We start from the raw sequence: 17,458 nt of genomic DNA, 5'->3' as shown, positions 1-17,458 counted from the left end.
GCTCAGGCCGCACGGGGGCCGTTCCTTTCGGCAGTGCGCCCCACGGTCGGCGGCGCCGGGTCGGGAGTGCCCGCACCAATGGCGGCGGCCACGCCGGAAACGAGTTCCCCGCTCCGGTCACGCAGTACGAGCAGCCGCCGGGCGAGCCGGTCGAGGGTGCCCCGGCTACGGGCTTCGCGGAGCATGCCGGTCATCCCGGTGTGGGTGGCCCCGGTGGGCTCGGCAGCCTCCCTCGCGGGCCCGTAGTCCAGTACGACGGCGTCGCTGGACGGCTCCGACGGCGGGGCAGGGACCCGCATCGGGGTCGGGGTCGGGGTCGAGCTCGGGACAGGGGGCTGCTGGGGCGGCTGTGCGGGCTGGGCCGACGTCGGACCGACGGCGTTCTCCAGGATCTTCGCCAGGGCTAGTCGTAGTTCCGGCTGCTCGGCGACCACGCGGCCGATCGAGTCCGCGAGCGCGTCCACGACCCCGTCGTCGGCCTCTGGCAGGCCCACGACCTCCAAGGTGTGGTCGAGTGCGGCCGGATCGTGCCGGGACACCTCGGCCGCGACGGCCCGGACCAGGACCGGCTGCTCGGCCAGTGCCTCGTCGGGCAGCTCCCGCAGCCTCCGGGCGAGGCGCCGGTCGATCGCACCGCCGCGACCCGGCGAGTCGGCCAATCGGGCCCGGGCCAGCATGGCGCCCATCGCGTCGAAGTCGCGTCCGAGGCCGGTGGCGATGTCCTCCGCCTCGGCGAGGTCACGCTCGGCGCCCCGCACGTCGCCGTCGTCCTCCGCGAGGTGCGCGGACAGCAGCAGCAGGTCGAGCTGCGCGTCGGCGTTGCCGGCTTCCTCGGCGCGGTCGACGGCCTGCTGCGCCACGTCCCTGGCCTCCGCCCGCCGCCCGCTGCGCGACAGCGTCTCGACGAGCAGCGGATGGAGGGGACTGCCAGGTGTCCAGGGGCGGCGTTCGGCGAGCCGGGCCGCCGCCTCGTCCGTGTAGCCCTGGGCCAGCAGGTCCTCGACCTCGCGGGCGGCGATCCGCTCCCAGTCCTCCTGGTCGGCGTCGAACATCACGGCGTCCGGGGTGTGCCCACCGATCCGGCCCGTCAGGAAGGCGGCCGACCGGGACGTCATGTCCTGGTCCGCGTTGTCGAGGTGGCGTTCGACACCGGGCTCCCAATGCCGTTCCACGGAGCGCGGGTTCTCGTTGAGGCGCAGCCGGTGGTAGATCTCCTCGGCACGGGCCTCCGGCCCCTCGCGGGCCGCGTAGAACTCCACCGCACGCTGCCCGACGCTGCGCATCAGGTCGGTGCGCGAGGCGTCCGACAGGCGCAGCATGATGGCCCGCAGGTCGCCGCGGTGCCGGACGGCGCCCGGACCGGCCGGCTCCATCAGGTCGAGCCGGGCCAGTTGTCCGAAGAGGTGGCTGGCCCGCTCCGGGGTGTCCACGTGCAGTCCGCACGGGGCGGCCAGCACGTCCTTGACCAGCTCGGGGGTGATGGTCCGCAGCGCCAGGCCCGCCTGGGCCAGGGCGCGCACCTCCTCGTTGGCTATGTGCTTGAGGATGCGGTCGTACAGGATGCCCTGGACGAGCATCTGGTCGACCTTGCGGTAGAAGTACCGGCGCCGGGCGGGCAGGCTCTCGACCAGCTCGCCCAGCGAGCCGGCCTCCTCGCCCACGAGTACAGCCGCCCTCGCCGCCAGTTTCAGGCTGAGCGGGTGTCCGCCGACGCGGTCGGCCAAGGCCCGGGCGACGGCGGCGTCCTCGACCCCGCAGGACATCAGCAGGTCCACGGCGGCCTCCGGTTCGAGGTCGCCGAGCGCGATCGTCTTCGGTTCCGCGGCCCGCCCCGGGTGGTTCACGCTGGCGCGGCCGGCGACGAGGAACCGCAGCCGCGGATACACGTCCTGGAGCGCCGCCCACATGGCCCACATCCGGCCGAGCACGGGGTTCGCCCGGTACTGGGCCTCCTCGAAGGAGTCGACCACGATCACCAGCGGCGGACCGTCGTCCTCGCCCCCGCCCGCCACCTCCTGGACGAGGCATGCGGCGACCCGCCGCACCAGGTCCGTCTCGCGTGCGCGCGCCCGGTTGTGGAACTGCTCGGCGGCGCTGCGCCCGGCTCCCGACCGGGTGGTGGAGAGCTGGTACAGCTCGTCGATGGTGTTCTGCTCCTCCCGCTGGGTGCGGGCGGTCTCCTCACAGGTGACGGCCAGCGCGTCGAACGCGGCGCGCTGGGCCGGGTACTGGATGCCGAACTGGCGTGCGATCTCGGCGACCAGGGTGACCGGCTCCTGCACCGAGAGCGTGGGCCGCTCGAAGTCGATGTAGGCGAAGGGGAAGCGGGACGGGGCGTCGTCCAGGCTGTCGAGGAGGAACTTGGCGAGCAGGGAGCTCTTCCCCATGCCACCCAGCCCGTGGATCAGCAGGGGCGGCTCCCTGACCGGCCCGGTGACGTCGGCACCGGAGGCGAGGTACGCGCGCAACTGGTCCAGTTCGGCGGCGCGCCCGCAGAACCTGCCCTGCACCAGGCGCTCCAACGGTTGGAGCAGCCTGGCGCGCTCCAGCAGACCCTGGACCTCCTCGGGGTCCGGGACGTCGGTCACGTGCGGGACCTGCGCCAGCCACAGCACCGCCTGGAGGACGTCGGCGAGCCCGTCCACGTCCTGCCGCTCCAGGTCCGGGGGGCTGCCGCAGAGGTAGGCGTGGGCGAACCGTTCCGGTCCCGGGCCCTTGGGAACCTGGTCGAGATTGGCCTCAAGGACCAGGCGCGCGGCCTCGGGGCCGGCGAGGCCGCGCAGCGCCGTCTCGCGGACCTCCTGCTTGAGGAGCCAGACGGTGCGGGGCCGCACTCCGAGGGTCGTGCAGTCCTGGACCAGTTCCAGCGCCGCCCTGCCACTGCTCGTCTCCTCGCCCGGCAGCCGCAGCTGCGTGGGGTCGAACCCGGTGAGCAGTGCGGCGGCCTCCCGGTACGCCCGGCGGGTGTCCCGGACCGTCGGGGCCGACACGTCCGCCTCGGTGAGCAGTTCCCGGCGCAGCCGGTCGGCGAAGTCCTCGCCGGGCCGCAGCGAGCGGTGGACGCGCACCGTCCGCTCGGCCGCCGTGCAGACCTTCCGCATATAGCTGTCGTTCCCCGGAGCCCGGGCGGCTTCGAGGACCGTCGAGACGGCCACGTCCGCCAGTGCGGCGACCTCGGCCGCTTCCTGCGGGGACGGCGAGTCCGCGAAGAACTGCCGGAAGAAGGTGTGCAGGTCGTCGGGGTCGGCGACGCGTGCGGTGTCGCGGCACTCGTTCTTGCGGATGTCGTAGGGCAGCTGGCGCATCGTCGGCGCGTAGCCGAGCAGCACCAGCCGGGGCACGGTCTCCTCCCGTACCGGGGTGTACTCGTAGATGGCCAGGGCCAGCTGGCCGATGCAGTCCCAGACGTCGGAATTGGCGTCGAGCTTGTCACACTCGTCGAGGACGAGCCAGAACTGCTCCGGCGCGGCCGTCGCGCGGCTGACGATCTGGTGGACGGCATCGTCGATCGACGGCAGTGAGTCGTTCAACTGTGTCGGATTCAACGGGGAGATCCCGGCACGCGGGTCCTGTACGAACTCGGCCAGCCGCCGGACCACCTGAGCTGCTGTCGACGTGCGCGACAGCGTGACGCGCACCGGGCGGAATCCGCAGTGCTGACCGAGGTACCGAACCAGGCTGTAGGTGTACGAGCGCCCACTGTCCGCCTCCCCGTCGACCATCAGTACGGTCTTCTCGGGGTCGGCGAGGAATTCCCGCAGACGCTCGCGCAGGCCCGCGCGGTCGATGAAGACCTCGGTGCCGTTGCGGAGCACGCCGGCGAGGAAATGGTCCTGGGCGGAGGAGTGCACCGTTTCGTCCTCGAGCAACCTGGCCCGGAACTTCTTCGCCTCCGTGACGGCCGGCAGCGTGCTCAGTTCGTCCAGGCTCACCAGGGCATCGAGCAGGCGGAGCTGCGTCACGATGTCCTTGCGCGAGGCCCGCACCAGTGAGGTGGCGTTCTCACCGCTCTTGTTCGTCAGCGCGAGGTCACCGATGAAGTCCGGGGGGAATCCGAACTGTGCGAGCCGGTCCCGCGGGTCGAGGGTGTCGAGAAAGAAGTCACGCACCCAGGTGGTGACGAGGCCCCATTCCGTATCGGTGAGCGGCATACCGCACCTACCCGGCCACCCCTGCGGGGCGGCGAACGGATTGACTACTACCTGTCATGGTTTCACTCGGTCCGGTTGGTGGCAAGGCGGCCGAAGAGACGGAGCACCGGATCCCGGACCGGTGCGGTCGCAAGGTATTCGCGGATTCCGTGGTGGTTGGCGCTGCCGTTCAGCACGAGGTGGTCGAAGACGAGTCGGACCGGTGCGTAGTCGGGCCGCAGGGTGTGGTCGAGCGCGACCAGGTCGCGCGGATCGGAGGCGTTGTGCCAGGCCGCGACTCCGGCCGGGACCGCGGGGGGCTTCGCCAGGACGTCTTGGACCTCTGTGATCGCGAGTGGTGACCCGACGGTGACGAAGAGGTCTACGGCCCGCTCGACCTCGGCGAGCACCTCGTACGCGATGATGCTGCCGAGGCTGTGGCCGATGACGACGAGCGGGCGGTCGTCGCGGGGGCCGTCCGGTCCTTCGTCGAGGGCGCGCCGGGCCACGTCCCGCATCGCCGGGCCGATCCCGCCGAAGAAGTAGGCGTACACGTCCTCGAAGGTGTGTTTCACCAGCAGCCGGAACAGCGGTGTGCGGCCGATGAGGGGCAGTGGGAGCGCCTCCGGCGAAGCGGCCTCGGTGTCGCCCTCGGCGAGCGCGTCCGCGAGGTAGACCATGTCCCGCAGCCAACCGACGAGCGCCGCGTCCCCGGGGCCGGCCCCGTCGGGGCCGGGAACGCCTTCGGGACTGCCGGCGGCGGCCTTCAGTCGCGCCTCGGCGAGCGTCCGCGCCACGAACTCCTCGGACGACTCCGTCCCGGGCGCCACCGTTTCCCCGAGCGCTCCGGCATCCCGGCTCTGCCCGTCGACGGGGTCTGGCTCGGCCTCGGGGAGGGGAACCGGGTACCGGAGCGGCGCCCAGTAGGCCATGCGCGAGGCCCCGGCCATGTCCACGCCGAAGAGCGCCCTGTCCCACTGGGACTTGAGCAGGTCCGCGCGGACCTTGTTCCCGTTTCCGTGTACGTAGACGACCCGGGCTTCCATAGCACCTCCCGCGCCGCAGCACGGATGCCGGTCACCGTCAGTATTGGTCGGCCGCTCAGTGGCCGCCAGTCGGTCGCGGCCGTTGCTCCGGCCGCCACGCACGATCGGGGGTCGCCGCGCGCACCGCGGTTCGCCGGACCGGCCGCCACGGAAGACCCTCCTCGAAGCAACGCCCCATCCGGTGCCACCGCGCTTCCGCATTCGAGGAGGACCTCATGCCCTCAGGCCTGTCCATCCACGTAGGGCTCAACAACGTCGACCCCCAGGCGTACGACGGCTGGGACGGCCAGCTCATGGCGTGCGAGAACGACGCCCGTGACATGGCCGAACTGGCCCGCGCCGCCGGATTCGACGACACCGTGATCCTGACGAAGAACGCCACCGTGGGCAACGTCACGTCCGAACTGCGCAAGGCGGCGGCCAAGCTCAAGGCGGGTGACATCCTGCTGTTCACCTACTCGGGCCACGGCGGCCAGATGCCCGACTCCGAGGGCGACGAACCGGACGAGCTGGACGAGACGCTCGTGTTCTTCGACCGCCAGTTCCTCGACGACGAGCTCCACCGGGAACTGCAACGGTTCGACAAGGACGTCCGGATCCTCACCTTCCTCGACAGCTGTCACAGCGGCACCGCCACCGAGACCCTCGACGCCTCCAGCCCGGAGCAGGGCGTCCGCCTGATGCCGGTGCTGAAGCAGCAACAGATCTTCGAGCGGGACAAGGCGTTCTTCCAGAAGCTCCAGCGCGAGCTGAGGAACACGAGCGGTGACGGGAACGAACCCGGGGTCGTGCTCATCTCGGCCTGTCAGGACGACCAGGTCGCCCTGGACGGCCGCGTCAACGGCAAGTTCACCGAGACGCTGCTGCGGGTCTGGAGCGGCGGAGCCTTCGACGGCAGCTACGAGGCCTTCCACCAGGACATCAAGAAGCGAATGCCCGCCACTCAGATCCCGAACTTCTTCACGACCGGCAGCCCCGGTGCCGGGTTCCTGGGCCAGAAGCCGTTCACGATCTGATCCCGGCACCGACCGGATCCGGAACGGCGAGTGACCTTCCGCGCGGTCCGTCGTTGAGCACGGCGGTCAAGCGAAGTGCACCGAGAAGTCCCGGGTCTCCCCGCGAGGCCCGGGACTTCGTGCACGACCCCCTTGCCGGGCCGGACTGACCCACCGAGCTCCGTTCTCGTCGTGGCCGGCCGCTCCGCGTCATCCGCGCAGTGCCGCGATGAACCAGGTGAACCGGGGCGAGGCGGGTTGCGGACCGTCGGCGGCACGATTTCCGCATCGGAGTAGAAGCGGACGGTCTTGACCGTCAGCCCGGCGCGCCGGGCGAGTTCCCCGATCGAATAGAGCGTGTCGCGCTTCATCCCCCACCTTGCTGTCGCCCCTTGTGGGAGACCCAAGCCCGCCGGAACGCCGTCCAGTCCTCGGGGGAGTTTCCCCTACGGTGCTCGACGCTCGGGCTGCGGGACACGGAACCCGCTGGTCAGGGGGGACGGCAGCTGACAGACTGGGACGGCTTCAGCTCTACCCAGGAGGACATATGGCACAGGAGTCGGACACTCCGCAGGACGAATCCGCGGAAGAGGCGGCGAAGCGCAAGTTCCGGGAGGCCCTCGAACGCAACGCCCGCAGCGCCCATGCGCAGCAGGCGCACCAGAGCCGGGCGAAGATCCAGGGCGCCAGTGGTGGCGCCGGCGGCAAGAACAAGAAGACCCGGCGCAAGACGGGCTGACCGACCGCCCGGGCCCGGCATCGGCCCGGCGGTCGCTTCGTCGCGGAGAGGAGATTTCCCTTCTGTCGTCCCGGACTTCGGCTCGACCGGTCCGGGCCGCCCACTGGGCCAGTCGGGTGACACCCGATAACCAAGAGCGCTGATGGCAGTTGATCAGCTCGTCCCGCCGGGGGCAGCCATCTCAACGCAACAGCGCTACAGAAGGACATTCCTCATGCTCAAGAAGCTCATGGCCACCACTGCGGTCACCGCCTCCGTGCTGGGTCTCGGCGCCGCGGCAGCCGCCCCGGCGATGGCGATCGGCAACGACAACGGCGTGAACACGGTCAACGGCAACGACTCCTCCCAGATCTACGGCAACCAGGAGACCAAGGGCGCGATGAGCCCGCAGCTCAGCGCTGTCCAGGGCACCCTGAACAAGCCCTGCATCGCCCTGCCTGCGAAGGTGAACGCCCAGTCGCTCGTTGGGGAGGTCACCGCCGTCGGCGTCCAGGACATCAACGTCCTGCACAACCCGATGAACCAGCAGTGCACCGAGAACTCCACCCAGGCCAAGGGCGACGACTCGGCCTCGCACATCCTCAGCAACATCCCGGTCCTGTCCGGCAACGCCTCCGCCGGCAGCTGATCACCCCGACACCACTTGCAGAGCCCGTACGCGCGATCGCGTACGGGCCCTGTCCGTTGTCACGGAGGACAGAAAACTGGTCTAGACCTTGACAGGTCCAGACCAGTTTCGATTCAGTGGCGGGTACATGCCCCCTCACGGCAATTCCCCCCACTGAAGGAGCAGTTACGTGATACGTGCGCTTCGACGCCGTACCCTCGCCCTGGCCGCCGCAGTGGCCTCCACCCTCGCCCTGTGCGTCGCCCTCCCTGCCTCCCCCGCCGCCGCGGCAGCCGCCTGCGTCACCTCATGGGCCTCGTCGGCCGTCTACACCAACGGCATGAGCGCCTCGTACGGCGGACACAACTGGCAGGCCAAGTGGTGGACCCAGGGAGAGACGCCCGGCACCACCGGCCAGTGGGGCGTCTGGTCCGACCTCGGCACCTGTGGCGGCGGTGGCGGTCAGGACCCCGATCCGGACCCCGGCGCCCCGTCCGGATTCGTGGTCTCCGAGGCCCAGTTCAACCGGATGTTCCCGAGCCGCAACCCGTTCTACACCTACAACGGCCTGGTGGCGGCCCTGTCGGCGTACCCCGCCTTCGCCCACACCGGTGATGACACCGTCAAGCGGCGGGAGGCTGCCGCCTTCCTGGCGAACGTCTCGCACGAGACGGGCGGGCTGGTGTACATCGTCGAGCAGAACACCGCCAACTACCCCCACTACTGCGACGCGAGCCAGCCCTACGGCTGCCCCGCCGGACAGGCCGCGTACTACGGCCGCGGCCCGATCCAACTCAGCTGGAACTTCAACTACAAGGCGGCCGGCGACGCCCTCGGCATCAACCTGCTCGCCAACCCGTACCTCGTGGAGCAGGATCCGGCCGTCGCCATGAAGACGGCCCTGTGGTACTGGAACACCCAGAACGGGCCGGGCACCATGACCGCCCACGCCGCGATGGTCAACGGAGCGGGCTTCGGCGAGACGATCCGCTCCATCAACGGTTCGCTGGAGTGCAACGGCGGCAACCCCGCCCAGGTCCAGAGCCGGATCAACGCCTACCAGAGCTTCACCCAGATCCTGGGCGTCACACCGGGCAACAACCTCAGCTGCTGACGGCCCCGCCACTGTCCTGCGGCCCCTCAGCGGGTCCGCAGGACGGTGGCCAACTGGGACCGGGAGCGCAGGTCCAGCTTCTGGTAGATCCGGGTCAGCCGGGCCTCGACCGTCTTGACGCTGACGAAGAGCTTCGCGGCCGCCTCCTGGTTGCTGGCGCCCTCGGCCACGAGCAGTGCGAGGCGGGATTCCGCCTCCGTCAACGCGGCCAGCGCCACGGCCGTGCCACCCTCGGCGGGTGTCTGCTCCCTGTTCTCCACGGCGAGTTCCACCCAGGGTTTCGCGCCGGCCGCGGCGAAGACCGCGGCGGCTTCCCGGAGCGCGGCGCGGGCGGGTGCTCGCCGCCGGCGGCGGCGTTCCACCCGGGCCAGGGCGAGCAGCGTACGGCCGCGCTCCACGGGCAGTTGGAGCGCGCCGAACCGGGCCGCCGTGTCCCCCAACAGGTCCACGGCCGCGTCGGCCTCGCCGTGCGCGGACAAGCACAGGCCGCGGGCCCGGTCGAGTGCGGCCAGCACCGTGGTGCGCCCGAGACCGAGGGCGACCGTACGCACGTCGTCGAGCAGTTCCGCGGCTTCGTCGGGCGCGTCCGCGGCGACCAGCGCCTCCGCCAGGTCGCCGTGCCAACGCAGGATCGAGGGGTCGACGACCTGTTGGGCCTCCTCCAGTTCGGCCACCCGACGCAGGGTGGCCACCGCCTTCGCGGCCTCCCCCGTCGCCAGCTCGGTCAGGCCGAGGGCGTACAGACTGCGCGAGAGGAAGACCTGGTCGTGCTCCTCCTCGGAGGCCTGGATACCGCGCCGGGCGTATCCGGCGGCACGCGCGAAGCTACCGCCCACGGCTTCGGCCATCGCGGCGGCGTACCAGGCGGGGCCGGGTGAAAGGCCCGCCTCGATGGTCAGTTCCAGGGCGCGGCGGGCGTGCGCGGAGGCGATCGCGCACCGACCGCTGCGCAGTTCGACCTCGGTGAGGCTGCGCAGGACCTCGAAGACGTCCTCCGCGGACCCGGTGCGCTGGACGGCGGGCAGCAGGCCGAGCAGTTGGCGCCGGGCATCGGCGAGCCGGTCGTCGAAGAGGGCGTGCCGGACGGCGAGGTACTGCGGCGCGTTGCGCATGCCGAGCGGCACCTCGGGGGCGGGCAGGGCCAGCGCTTCGGCCAGGATGTCCTCGGCGTCCGGGTCACCGAGGATGCGGCCCATGCGGGCCTGGACCGTGAGGGCCATGGCCTCCGCGACCTGGTCTCCCCCCTTCGCGGCGAGCGCCCGGGCCTCGGCGGCGGCGTCGCGGGAGCGGACGGGGTCGCCGTCACTGAGGTTGTGCTTCGTGGCGATCCGCAGCTGCACGGCGGCCTGGAGGGCGGGGTCGCCCGCGGCCTCGTCCATGGCGTACGCGAACGTCTCGTCCAGGGCGGCGAGGGCCTGTCCCGCAGCGTCGATCACGGCCAGGCGGGCCCGTACCCGGTCACCGGGGGAGGCGTCCCGGGCCAGCACGGCACGGGACGCCCGGCGCGCGAGGTCGGCGCGGCCGGCCCAGCCGGCGTCCTCGGCGGCGGCGACGAGGCGGGCCAGCTCGTCTCCGGGCCGGGTGGTCGGCGTACGTTCGGCCGCGAGCAGGCCGAGCTCGGCGGCCAGGGCGCGCTGACCGCGTCGCCGGCAGGCTGCGGCGGCCTCGGTGATCTCGGCGGCGAGCCACTCGTCGGGGGTGTCCACGGCCAGTGCGCGATGGCGTACGGCCTGGACGGGGTCGTCGACGGCGGCGGCGAGGGCGGCGTGGCCGGCGGCGCGTTCGGGCCAACCCGCGTCGGCGGCCAGCGCCATGGGGAGGGCACCGGCGGTGAACACGACCGCGCCGTCCTCCCCGACGGTGACCAGCGCGACCCTTTCCGCCTCGGCGAGTTCGGCCTCGGCGTCGGGGCGGCCGGCGCGGCGCAGCAGCGCGGTCGTCGGACGGGCCGCGAGGGCGGCGAGCAGCAGCGTGCGGCGGGCCTCGGCGGGTGCTTCGGCGAGGAGCCGGCGGGCGACCTCCCGGGCCTGGCCGGACAGCGGCAGCGGATCGGCGTGGTGGGCACTGCCGTCACGGGCCTCGGCGGCCTGCGCGAGGGAGTGCCCGAGGGCGAGCGCGAGCCGGGGGTTGCCGCCGCTGGCCTGGTGGATGCGGCCGGCGAGACGGGCGGGCAGGCCGTGCACGGACAGGAGTTCGGCCACTTCGTCGGCGCCGAGCGGGGGGACACGGATCGCGGGGGTGCCGGGGCCGCACAGGGGTTCGGCCACCGGGGTGCCGCCCTGGACGCATTCGGCCACGAGGACACGTACCCGGGGTGGCGTCAGGCGGAGCGCGAAACGCAGCAGATCGGTGCTTTCCGCGTCCAGCCACTGGGCGTTGTCGAGGACGAGCAGGACGGGGCTGCGGGCGGCGAGGGTGCGCAGCACCTCTACGACGGCGAGCCGCAACGCCACGTGGTCGCGTCCCGCCCGGGGCGCGTCCGCTTCCCGGCGCAGCAGGGCGATGGCGGTGCGTTGGGGTCCGGAGAGGCGTTCCAGCACGGTGCACGGCACGGAGGCGAGCAGGGCGGCGGCGGAGGCTTCGGGTATCCACCGGTCGGAGGCTTCGGGGGCGAGGCGCAGCACGGTCTCGTGGCGGGCCGCGGCTGCGGCCGCGACGGCCGCGACCACTTCGGTCTTGCCCGCGCCGGCGGGTCCGGTGAGGAGGGCGCGCCCGTGCGTGGTCAACGCCCGTTCGACCGCCCTGGTCAGTTCACCGTGTCCGACGGTCGTGTCAGCGTGCCCCGCAGCCGCCACCACGCACTGCCACCAGCCTCTCGGTCCCCAGTCTGTGCCTCTCCTGTGAGACGCGACAATACGAGGTCGGATGCCGGGTGAACACGGATTGTGACGCAGAATTCAGTCAGCCGTCGGGAAAGAGCTGCGGACCTGCCGATACGGGGTGTATCAGCAGGTCCGCGGGCTGGCTTGGTCCGGACTATCGGCCCGTCAGGCCGATGTGGCGCCGTCTTCTTCCGGTCGGGTCAGAACCCGAGCTTCCAGGAGTCGATGTAGCCGGTGTCGCCGCCGGCGTTGTCGTTGACGCGGAGCTTCCAGGTGCCGTTGGCGACCTCCGAGGAGGCGTCGACGGTGTACTGCTGGTTGATGTTGTCGGCGCTTCCGCCGGCGCGGTTGTGCAGCGTGTAGACGGTGCCGTCCGGGGCCACCAGGTCGACCTTCAGGTCACCGATGTAGGTGTGCACGATGTTCACGCCCACCGTGAGGGTGGCCGGCGCGTTGCCCGCCACACCGCTGACGGTGATCGGGCTCTCCACGGTCGTGTTGTCACCGATCGTCACGTTCGTGGTGTTCTCGAAGCCCGGGGTGGTGGGGGTCGAGGTCACGGCGGTCACGGTGGCGGCAGCGTCGGCGAGACCGGCGCCGCAGCCGCCGGTGCAGGTACCGGCCAGGGGGCGGGCGTTCGCCTTGATCGCCGACTCGACCTGTGCCGGGGTCAGCGAGGGCTTGGCGGCGACCATCAGCGCGGCGAGGCCCGCGACGTGCGGGGCGGCCATGCTGGTGCCCTGGTAGGGCTTGTAGATTTCCGAGCCCGGGGTGGTGGTGCCGGAGTTCAGCGTGGAGAGGATGCCGTTCTCCGGGGTGGTGACGGTGCCGGGCGTGTCGGTGGCGCGGCGGGTCTCACCGCCCGGGGCGGCGATGTCCACGAGGGTGCCGTAGTTGGAGTAGAAGGAGCGGTCGCCCGTGCGGTTGCTCGCGGCCACGGTGATCACGTTGTTGCAGCTGGCGGGGGTGAAGCCGCTCGCGTCGGCGTTGCTGTTGCCGGCGGCGACGACGACTGTCGTTCCGCGGGCGACGGCCGCGTTGATCGCGTTCTGGTAGCTGCTGGTGCAGGTGCCGGAACCGCCGAGGCTCATGTTGATCACCTTGGCGGGGGTGGCGTTCGCCGGGACGCCCGCGACGGAGCCGCCGGAGGCCCAGGTGATGGCGTCGACGATGTCCGAGGTGGCGCCGCCGCACTTGCCGAGGACGCGGACGGGCTGGATCTTCGCGTTGTACGCGATGCCCGCAACGCCCTTGGCGTTGTTGGTGGCCGCGGCGATGGTGCCCGCGACGTGGGTGCCGTGCCAGGAGGAGTCACTGGCCTTGGAACCGGTGCCGCACTCGCCGGCGGCGCTCCAGTCGCCCTGGTCGGCGGGGTTGCTGTCGCGTCCGTTGCCGTCACGGGCGGCGGTGGAGCTGGAGATGAAGTCGTAGCCGGCGACGACGTTCGGGGCGACGTCGGAGTGCGTCACGTAGCCGGTGTCGATCACGGCGACGGTGACGCCGGAGCCGGTGCTCTTGTCCCAGGCGGCCGGAACGTTCATGCCGGCGGTGGACTCGAAGAGGTCCCACTGCTTGGCGTACTCGGTGTCGTTCGGAGTGGCCATCGCGTAGGCGCGGGCGTCCGGCTCGACGTAGGCGACGTCCGGGTCGGCGCGGAACTGGGCCATCACGTCGGCCGCGACGGAGGGAGCGACGGCACCGCCGAGGTTGACGAGGGCGGCTCCGGTGCCGAGACGGCGGTCGAACTTCGCCTTCTTGCCGGCCTTCTTGCCCTTGGCTGCCGCGTCGTCGGCGGCGGCCGAGTTCGAGCTGGCCTCGGTGGCGGAGGACTTGTATCCGACGATCAGGTTCTCGACGGGCGCGGCACCGGTGGGTGCGGCAGCGGCCGGGAGGGCGGAAGCGGCAGCGGCGGGGGCCGGGGCGGGCTCCGCGCCGGTCAGGGCCACCGCGGCGGTGGCGGACCCGGCGAGCAGGGTGACGGACATCGCCACCACGGATATGAGCCTGCGTCTCGATGCGTGCACAGTGTTCCCTTTCGCGGGCCGTTTCCGGGCGGACCGGAGCGGCCGGTTGAGCTGTGTGGGAGGTGAACCGGCGGCTACGGGGCCGGGGAAGGGCTGGTCAGACCCGTCCCGGCCACCGCTGCTCGCCGCGTCGTCCCGGCCGCTTCGGCGGGGCTGGGCGACGGCGGTGCGGGCGATCCCCCGACCGTACGGCTTCGCACCATGTGGGGTTGGGGCGGGGGCCGTTCGAAGCGGGAAAGATCGCCGGTGGGCAGACAGTAGGCAACGCGGGGATGAACCCGATACGGGGAAAACCCTTGTCGCCCCCTGCCGGCCCCCTACGCCTCCGGCCCGTCCCTCCCCCGCGCCCCCTCGGTCCGCCCTCGACGGCACCCTACGCGCACCCGCCAGGCTCCCCGACGACGCCCCCTGCCTGCGGGAACCCGGCCCCCGCCGACACCGTGGGGCCCGCCGGCCGAGGGGGCCCGCCGGCCGAGGGGGCCCGCCGGCCGGGGCTGGACGGGCAACCCGAAACGAGCGCACCCGGCGACCCCGGCACCCTGCGGCACCGTGCAACGGCAGCGCCTCGACGTCGGTCGGGGCGGTGCTCGGGCGGAGGACGGTCGCGTCCCTCAGAGTTGCTGCGGGAAGCCGTGCTTGCGGAAGTAGGTCCAGCTGGTCTCGTTGGGTTCGGACCACTTCTCCGGGGCGTGGGCGTACTCGGGGTGCTCGGCGGCGATGCGGGCACGGGTGCGTGCGGGGACCTCGGCGTAGGAGCCGAGCTTGCGGCCCCGACAGTGGAAGGTGAGGCCGCCCGGCCGCGCCCCCTGTTCCATCCAGGGGAGCCACGGGGACATCCGCATCCAGGACATGGTGCACGGGACGCTGGGCTCGTCGGTGGTGAACACCGTGGTCGGAGCGAAGAACTGGAAGAGCTCCAGAGCCCGGTACGTGTCGTCGGCGGAGTTGAGCGGGTAGTCCGCGACCGGCAGCGGCGAGGGATAGGCGAGCGGGATCTCCAGGCTGAAGCACACCTGGTCCCCGAGCTCGGTCAGGGGGATGGGGAACGGCCGTAGCTTCTGGTTGGCCGGGTCGTTCCAGACGTGGACCACCGGCTTGCCCTCCCAGGTGTCCAGGATCTCCCGGGTCTGCGGATCGAGGTAGAACGCGGCCTCCCGGGACAGGAGTTGTAAGCCGCCGCTCTCGGCGTCCTTGACGAGGCGCGCGACGTTGAGCCCCTCGAAGCCGAAGAGGCGCCGGTACGGCTGGTCCGGGGCCCAGGCGTGGACGTCCCCGTACCACCAGAAGGTCACCTCACCGCCGTCGAGCGAGGCGCGGGTGCGGGCGAACGCGTGGAGGAGCTCAGCGGGTGTCATGCCGGGTACTGTGCGCGGTCGCCGGCGGGCTCGGCAAGCTCCCGGCACGCGCGTGTGGCCGACATGTGGATGCGAGGTTGACGCTGGACCGGCCAGCGGTAACCGTGACCCGCATGGGGATCGAACGCCGCATGCTCACTCTGCTCGTCTGCCTGGTGCTGGGCATCGGGCTGACCGCCGCCGTGGTGGGCGCCTCACGGACGGCCGGTCCCGACGGGGTGCCCCGTTCCGGAGCGAATGCCGCCGATTTCGTGGACATACGTGACGTACCGTCCGGTCCCGGCGATCCGCCCCCGGTCGGTCCCGACGCCTCGACGGGCAGGGTGACGGTGGACTGCGGGCGCAACGAGGAGCGCCACTACAACGAGGACAACCTGGTGGTGTCGCCGGGCCTGCGTTCGGGCGCCCACCACACGCACGCCTACGTCGGAAACCTGTCCACGGACGCGATGTCTACCGATGCCTCGCTGGCCTCGGCCGCCACCAGCTGCCGCGGTGGCGACCGGTCCACGTACTACTGGCCGGTCCTGCGCCGGTCGGACCGGTCGAGCAGTCGTCCGCACGAGAGCTCCGCCGGGCACGGCAACTCGGGCGAGATCCTGCCGGAGGCCACGGTCTCCGTGGAGTTCCGGGGCAACCCGGTGGGCAAGGTGGTGCCGATGCCGCGCTTCCTGCGTGCGGTGACCGGCGATGCGGTGGCCGGCACCGCCGCGAGCGAGGCGGACGTCCGGGCCCGGTGGGGTTGTTCCGGCTCCCCGGACCGGTTCACCACCCGCTACCCGCGCTGCCCGGCGGGCGACCGCCTCACCCGTACGCTCGTCTTCCCCAGCTGCTGGAACGGGCTGGAGACCGAGAGCCCCAACCACCGCTCGCACCTCGGCTTCCCCGCGGCCAACGGCGTCTGCCCGCAGGGCACCTTCGCCGTGCCCCAGTTGCGCATCTCCCTCGCGTACGAGGTGGCGCCGGGGGTGCCCGTCGCCGTCGACTCCTTCCCCGAGCAGCAGCACAACCCGAAGACGGACCACGCGATGTTCGTCGACGCCATGACGGACGGACAGATGGCCGGGGTGGTCGACTGCCTCAACCGCGGGCGCACCTGCCGCGCCTGAGTGATGCGGGTCACATGAACCGGACGGCGTCGGACCGCGTGTTCTGACCGCACCAGATGGGCGAGGAAGACGGAGAGGGTGAGATGGCCGGACCACTGTGGCCCCGCACGCGGCGGGGCTCGACCGATGAGGTACTGATCAGGTCGGTCTACGAGGAGCACGGCCACGCCCTGCTCGCGTACGCCACCCGGCTAACCGGAGACCGGGCCACCGCCGAGGACGTCGTCCAGGAGACGCTCATCCGGGCCTGGCGGCATTCCGAAGTCCTGGTGAACGGGAAGGGTTCGGTGCGCGGCTGGCTGCTGACGGTGGCGCGCAACATCGTCACCGACCGCTACCGGGCCAAGGCCGCCCGCCCCGCGGAGGTCTCGGGAGCGGCAGCCGCTCCCCCGGTCGAGCAGGACCACGCCGATTCCGTCGTGGACACGATGACCGTGCTGGGGGCCCTCGACCAGCTGTCCCCGGAACACCGGGACGTGCTGAAGGAGTTGTACTACCGACAGCTCAGCGTCGCCGAGGCCGCAGACAGCCTCGGCATCCCTGCGGGCACGGTCAAATCACGGTCGCACTATGCGCTGAAGGCGCTGCGCGAGGTATTTCGGCAAGGCAACGTCAAGGAGGGCAATCGAATGGGCAGGCCGCCCCAGCAGCCCGCCGGACTGCAGGAGGTGGTGGCATGAACCGGCAGCGGCACGAGGAGGAACTGCTCGGCCCGTACGTTCTCGGCGTCTTGGACGCAGCGGACGTCCGCCGGGTCGAAGAGCACATGAGCGGCTGCGTGCAGTGCCGGGAGGAGTTGGCCGCGTTGCGCGAGATGGAAGCGGCATTGGGCGAGGTGCCCACGGAGGCCTTCTTCGACGGCCCGCCGCAGGGCGGCGACCTGCTGTTGCAGCGCACTCTGCGGCAGATGCGGGGCGAGGCGGAAGGTGAGCGTCGCCGACGCCGGAGCGTGGCGGGGCTGGCCGCAGCGGCGGCGCTGGCCGCCGTGTTCTGGGCCGGGGCGCAGCTGGGCTCCGGTGACTCCGATCCGGTCGCCCGACCGCTGCCGCCGACGCCGACGATCTCGGCGCTGCCCTCGCTACCGGCGGCGGGCACGAAGGTGGCCTCGGCGACCGATGCCGGCACGGGCGCGCGGATGACCGTACAGGTCACACCCGCCGCGAAGTGGGTACGGGTGCACGCGGCGGTGGCCGGGGTGCCGCCGGGCGAGCGCTGCCGGCTGATCGTGGTCGCGCGGGACGGCACCCGCACGAGCGCGGGCAGTTGGGTCGTGGGCCACCAGCAGAACGGCGAGAGCAAGGGCGCGGGACTGGACGGCTCGGCGGCGGTGGACCCGTCCGACGTCAAGGAGGTCGTGGTCGAGAACGAGTCGGGCAGGCGGTTCGTGTCCGTACCCATGCCGGTGTAACCGGCGGAGTCTCGTGGGGAGCCCGGGCGGCGTCGCATGACGGCCGCCCGGGCTCTCCGCTGTGCAAGGCCCTCGGAGCGACGGGCCGGAGCGACGGGCGTCGACAGCT

General features: G+C 71.9%; 12 protein-coding genes and 1 pseudogene. 7 read left to right on the top strand and 6 right to left on the bottom strand.

What is annotated here, in order from left to right:
* Positions 1-2: 2 nt before the first annotated feature.
* Together ABZZ20_RS02425 and ABZZ20_RS02420 are read right to left on the bottom strand one after the other, a co-directional pair.
* Complete coding sequence (locus ABZZ20_RS02425) at positions 3-4,151, bottom strand: ATP-binding protein (protein WP_356865844.1); 4,149 nt, start codon at positions 4,149-4,151, stop codon at positions 3-5.
* 62 nt (positions 4,152-4,213) lie between these two features.
* Positions 4,214-5,176: a hypothetical protein gene (locus ABZZ20_RS02420; protein WP_356865842.1), complete on the bottom strand. Its 963-nt coding sequence runs from the start codon at positions 5,174-5,176 to the stop codon at positions 4,214-4,216.
* A 215-nt stretch (positions 5,177-5,391) separates the two neighbouring features.
* Here ABZZ20_RS02420 and ABZZ20_RS02415 point away from each other — a divergent pair, with 215 nt between their 5' ends.
* Positions 5,392-6,192, top strand: coding sequence for a caspase family protein (locus ABZZ20_RS02415; protein WP_356865840.1), 801 nt, complete (start codon positions 5,392-5,394; stop codon positions 6,190-6,192).
* A gap of 233 nt (positions 6,193-6,425) precedes the next feature.
* Here the strand turns inward: ABZZ20_RS02415 and ABZZ20_RS02410 are convergent.
* Positions 6,426-6,542: pseudogene (locus ABZZ20_RS02410) on the bottom strand (MerR family DNA-binding transcriptional regulator); the annotation flags it as partial.
* 176 nt (positions 6,543-6,718) lie between these two features.
* Here ABZZ20_RS02410 and ABZZ20_RS02405 point away from each other — a divergent pair.
* From ABZZ20_RS02405 to ABZZ20_RS02395, 3 genes are all read left to right on the top strand, one after another.
* On the top strand, positions 6,719-6,910 hold the full coding sequence (locus ABZZ20_RS02405; protein WP_356865838.1) for a DUF5302 family protein: 192 nt from the start codon (positions 6,719-6,721) through the stop codon (positions 6,908-6,910).
* 214 nt (positions 6,911-7,124) lie between these two features.
* A complete protein-coding gene (locus ABZZ20_RS02400) occupies positions 7,125-7,538 on the top strand; it encodes a rodlin (protein WP_356865836.1) in 414 nt (137 codons plus the stop codon).
* Positions 7,539-7,707: 169 nt separating this feature from the next.
* Positions 7,708-8,631: a glycoside hydrolase family 19 protein gene (locus ABZZ20_RS02395; protein WP_356865834.1), complete on the top strand. Its 924-nt coding sequence runs from the start codon at positions 7,708-7,710 to the stop codon at positions 8,629-8,631.
* 26 nt (positions 8,632-8,657) lie between these two features.
* Here the strand turns inward: ABZZ20_RS02395 and ABZZ20_RS02390 are convergent, their stop codons facing one another.
* The 3 genes from ABZZ20_RS02390 to ABZZ20_RS02380 all read right to left on the bottom strand — a co-directional run bounded on the left by ABZZ20_RS02390 (position 8,658) and on the right by ABZZ20_RS02380 (position 14,832).
* Positions 8,658-11,429, bottom strand: coding sequence for a LuxR family transcriptional regulator (locus tag ABZZ20_RS02390; protein WP_356865832.1), 2,772 nt, complete (start codon positions 11,427-11,429; stop codon positions 8,658-8,660).
* A 224-nt stretch (positions 11,430-11,653) separates the two neighbouring features.
* Entirely contained in the window at positions 11,654-13,438 is a 1,785-nt protein-coding gene (locus ABZZ20_RS02385) for a S8 family serine peptidase (protein ID WP_356866141.1), read from the bottom strand.
* A 650-nt stretch (positions 13,439-14,088) separates the two neighbouring features.
* Positions 14,089-14,832 carry a DUF1838 family protein gene (locus ABZZ20_RS02380; RefSeq protein WP_356865830.1) on the bottom strand — a complete coding sequence of 248 codons (744 nt, stop codon included), beginning with the start codon at positions 14,830-14,832 and terminating at the stop codon, positions 14,089-14,091.
* A gap of 113 nt (positions 14,833-14,945) precedes the next feature.
* Here ABZZ20_RS02380 and ABZZ20_RS02375 point away from each other — a divergent pair, with 113 nt between their 5' ends.
* The 3 genes from ABZZ20_RS02375 (at position 14,946) to ABZZ20_RS02365 (ending at position 17,349) form a co-directional block, all read left to right on the top strand.
* Entirely contained in the window at positions 14,946-15,941 is a 996-nt protein-coding gene (locus ABZZ20_RS02375; RefSeq protein WP_356865828.1) for a DUF1996 domain-containing protein, read from the top strand.
* A gap of 83 nt (positions 15,942-16,024) precedes the next feature.
* The gene (locus ABZZ20_RS02370; RefSeq protein ID WP_356865826.1) at positions 16,025-16,621 is read left to right on the top strand and encodes a sigma-70 family RNA polymerase sigma factor; all 597 of its coding nucleotides are present in this window, start codon (positions 16,025-16,027) and stop codon (positions 16,619-16,621) included.
* Positions 16,618-17,349 carry a zf-HC2 domain-containing protein gene (locus tag ABZZ20_RS02365; protein ID WP_356865824.1) on the top strand — a complete coding sequence of 244 codons (732 nt, stop codon included), beginning with the start codon at positions 16,618-16,620 and terminating at the stop codon, positions 17,347-17,349. Before ABZZ20_RS02370 ends, ABZZ20_RS02365 begins: the two co-directional genes overlap by 4 nt.
* Positions 17,350-17,458 lie beyond the last annotated feature (109 nt).

It is taken from the genome of Streptomyces sp. NPDC006430 (assembly GCF_040612395.1).
GTDB lineage: Bacteria > Actinomycetota > Actinomycetes > Streptomycetales > Streptomycetaceae > Streptomyces.
Note: the sequence above shows the minus strand (reverse complement) of the source record. Positions and strands in the feature narration are given on the sequence as shown.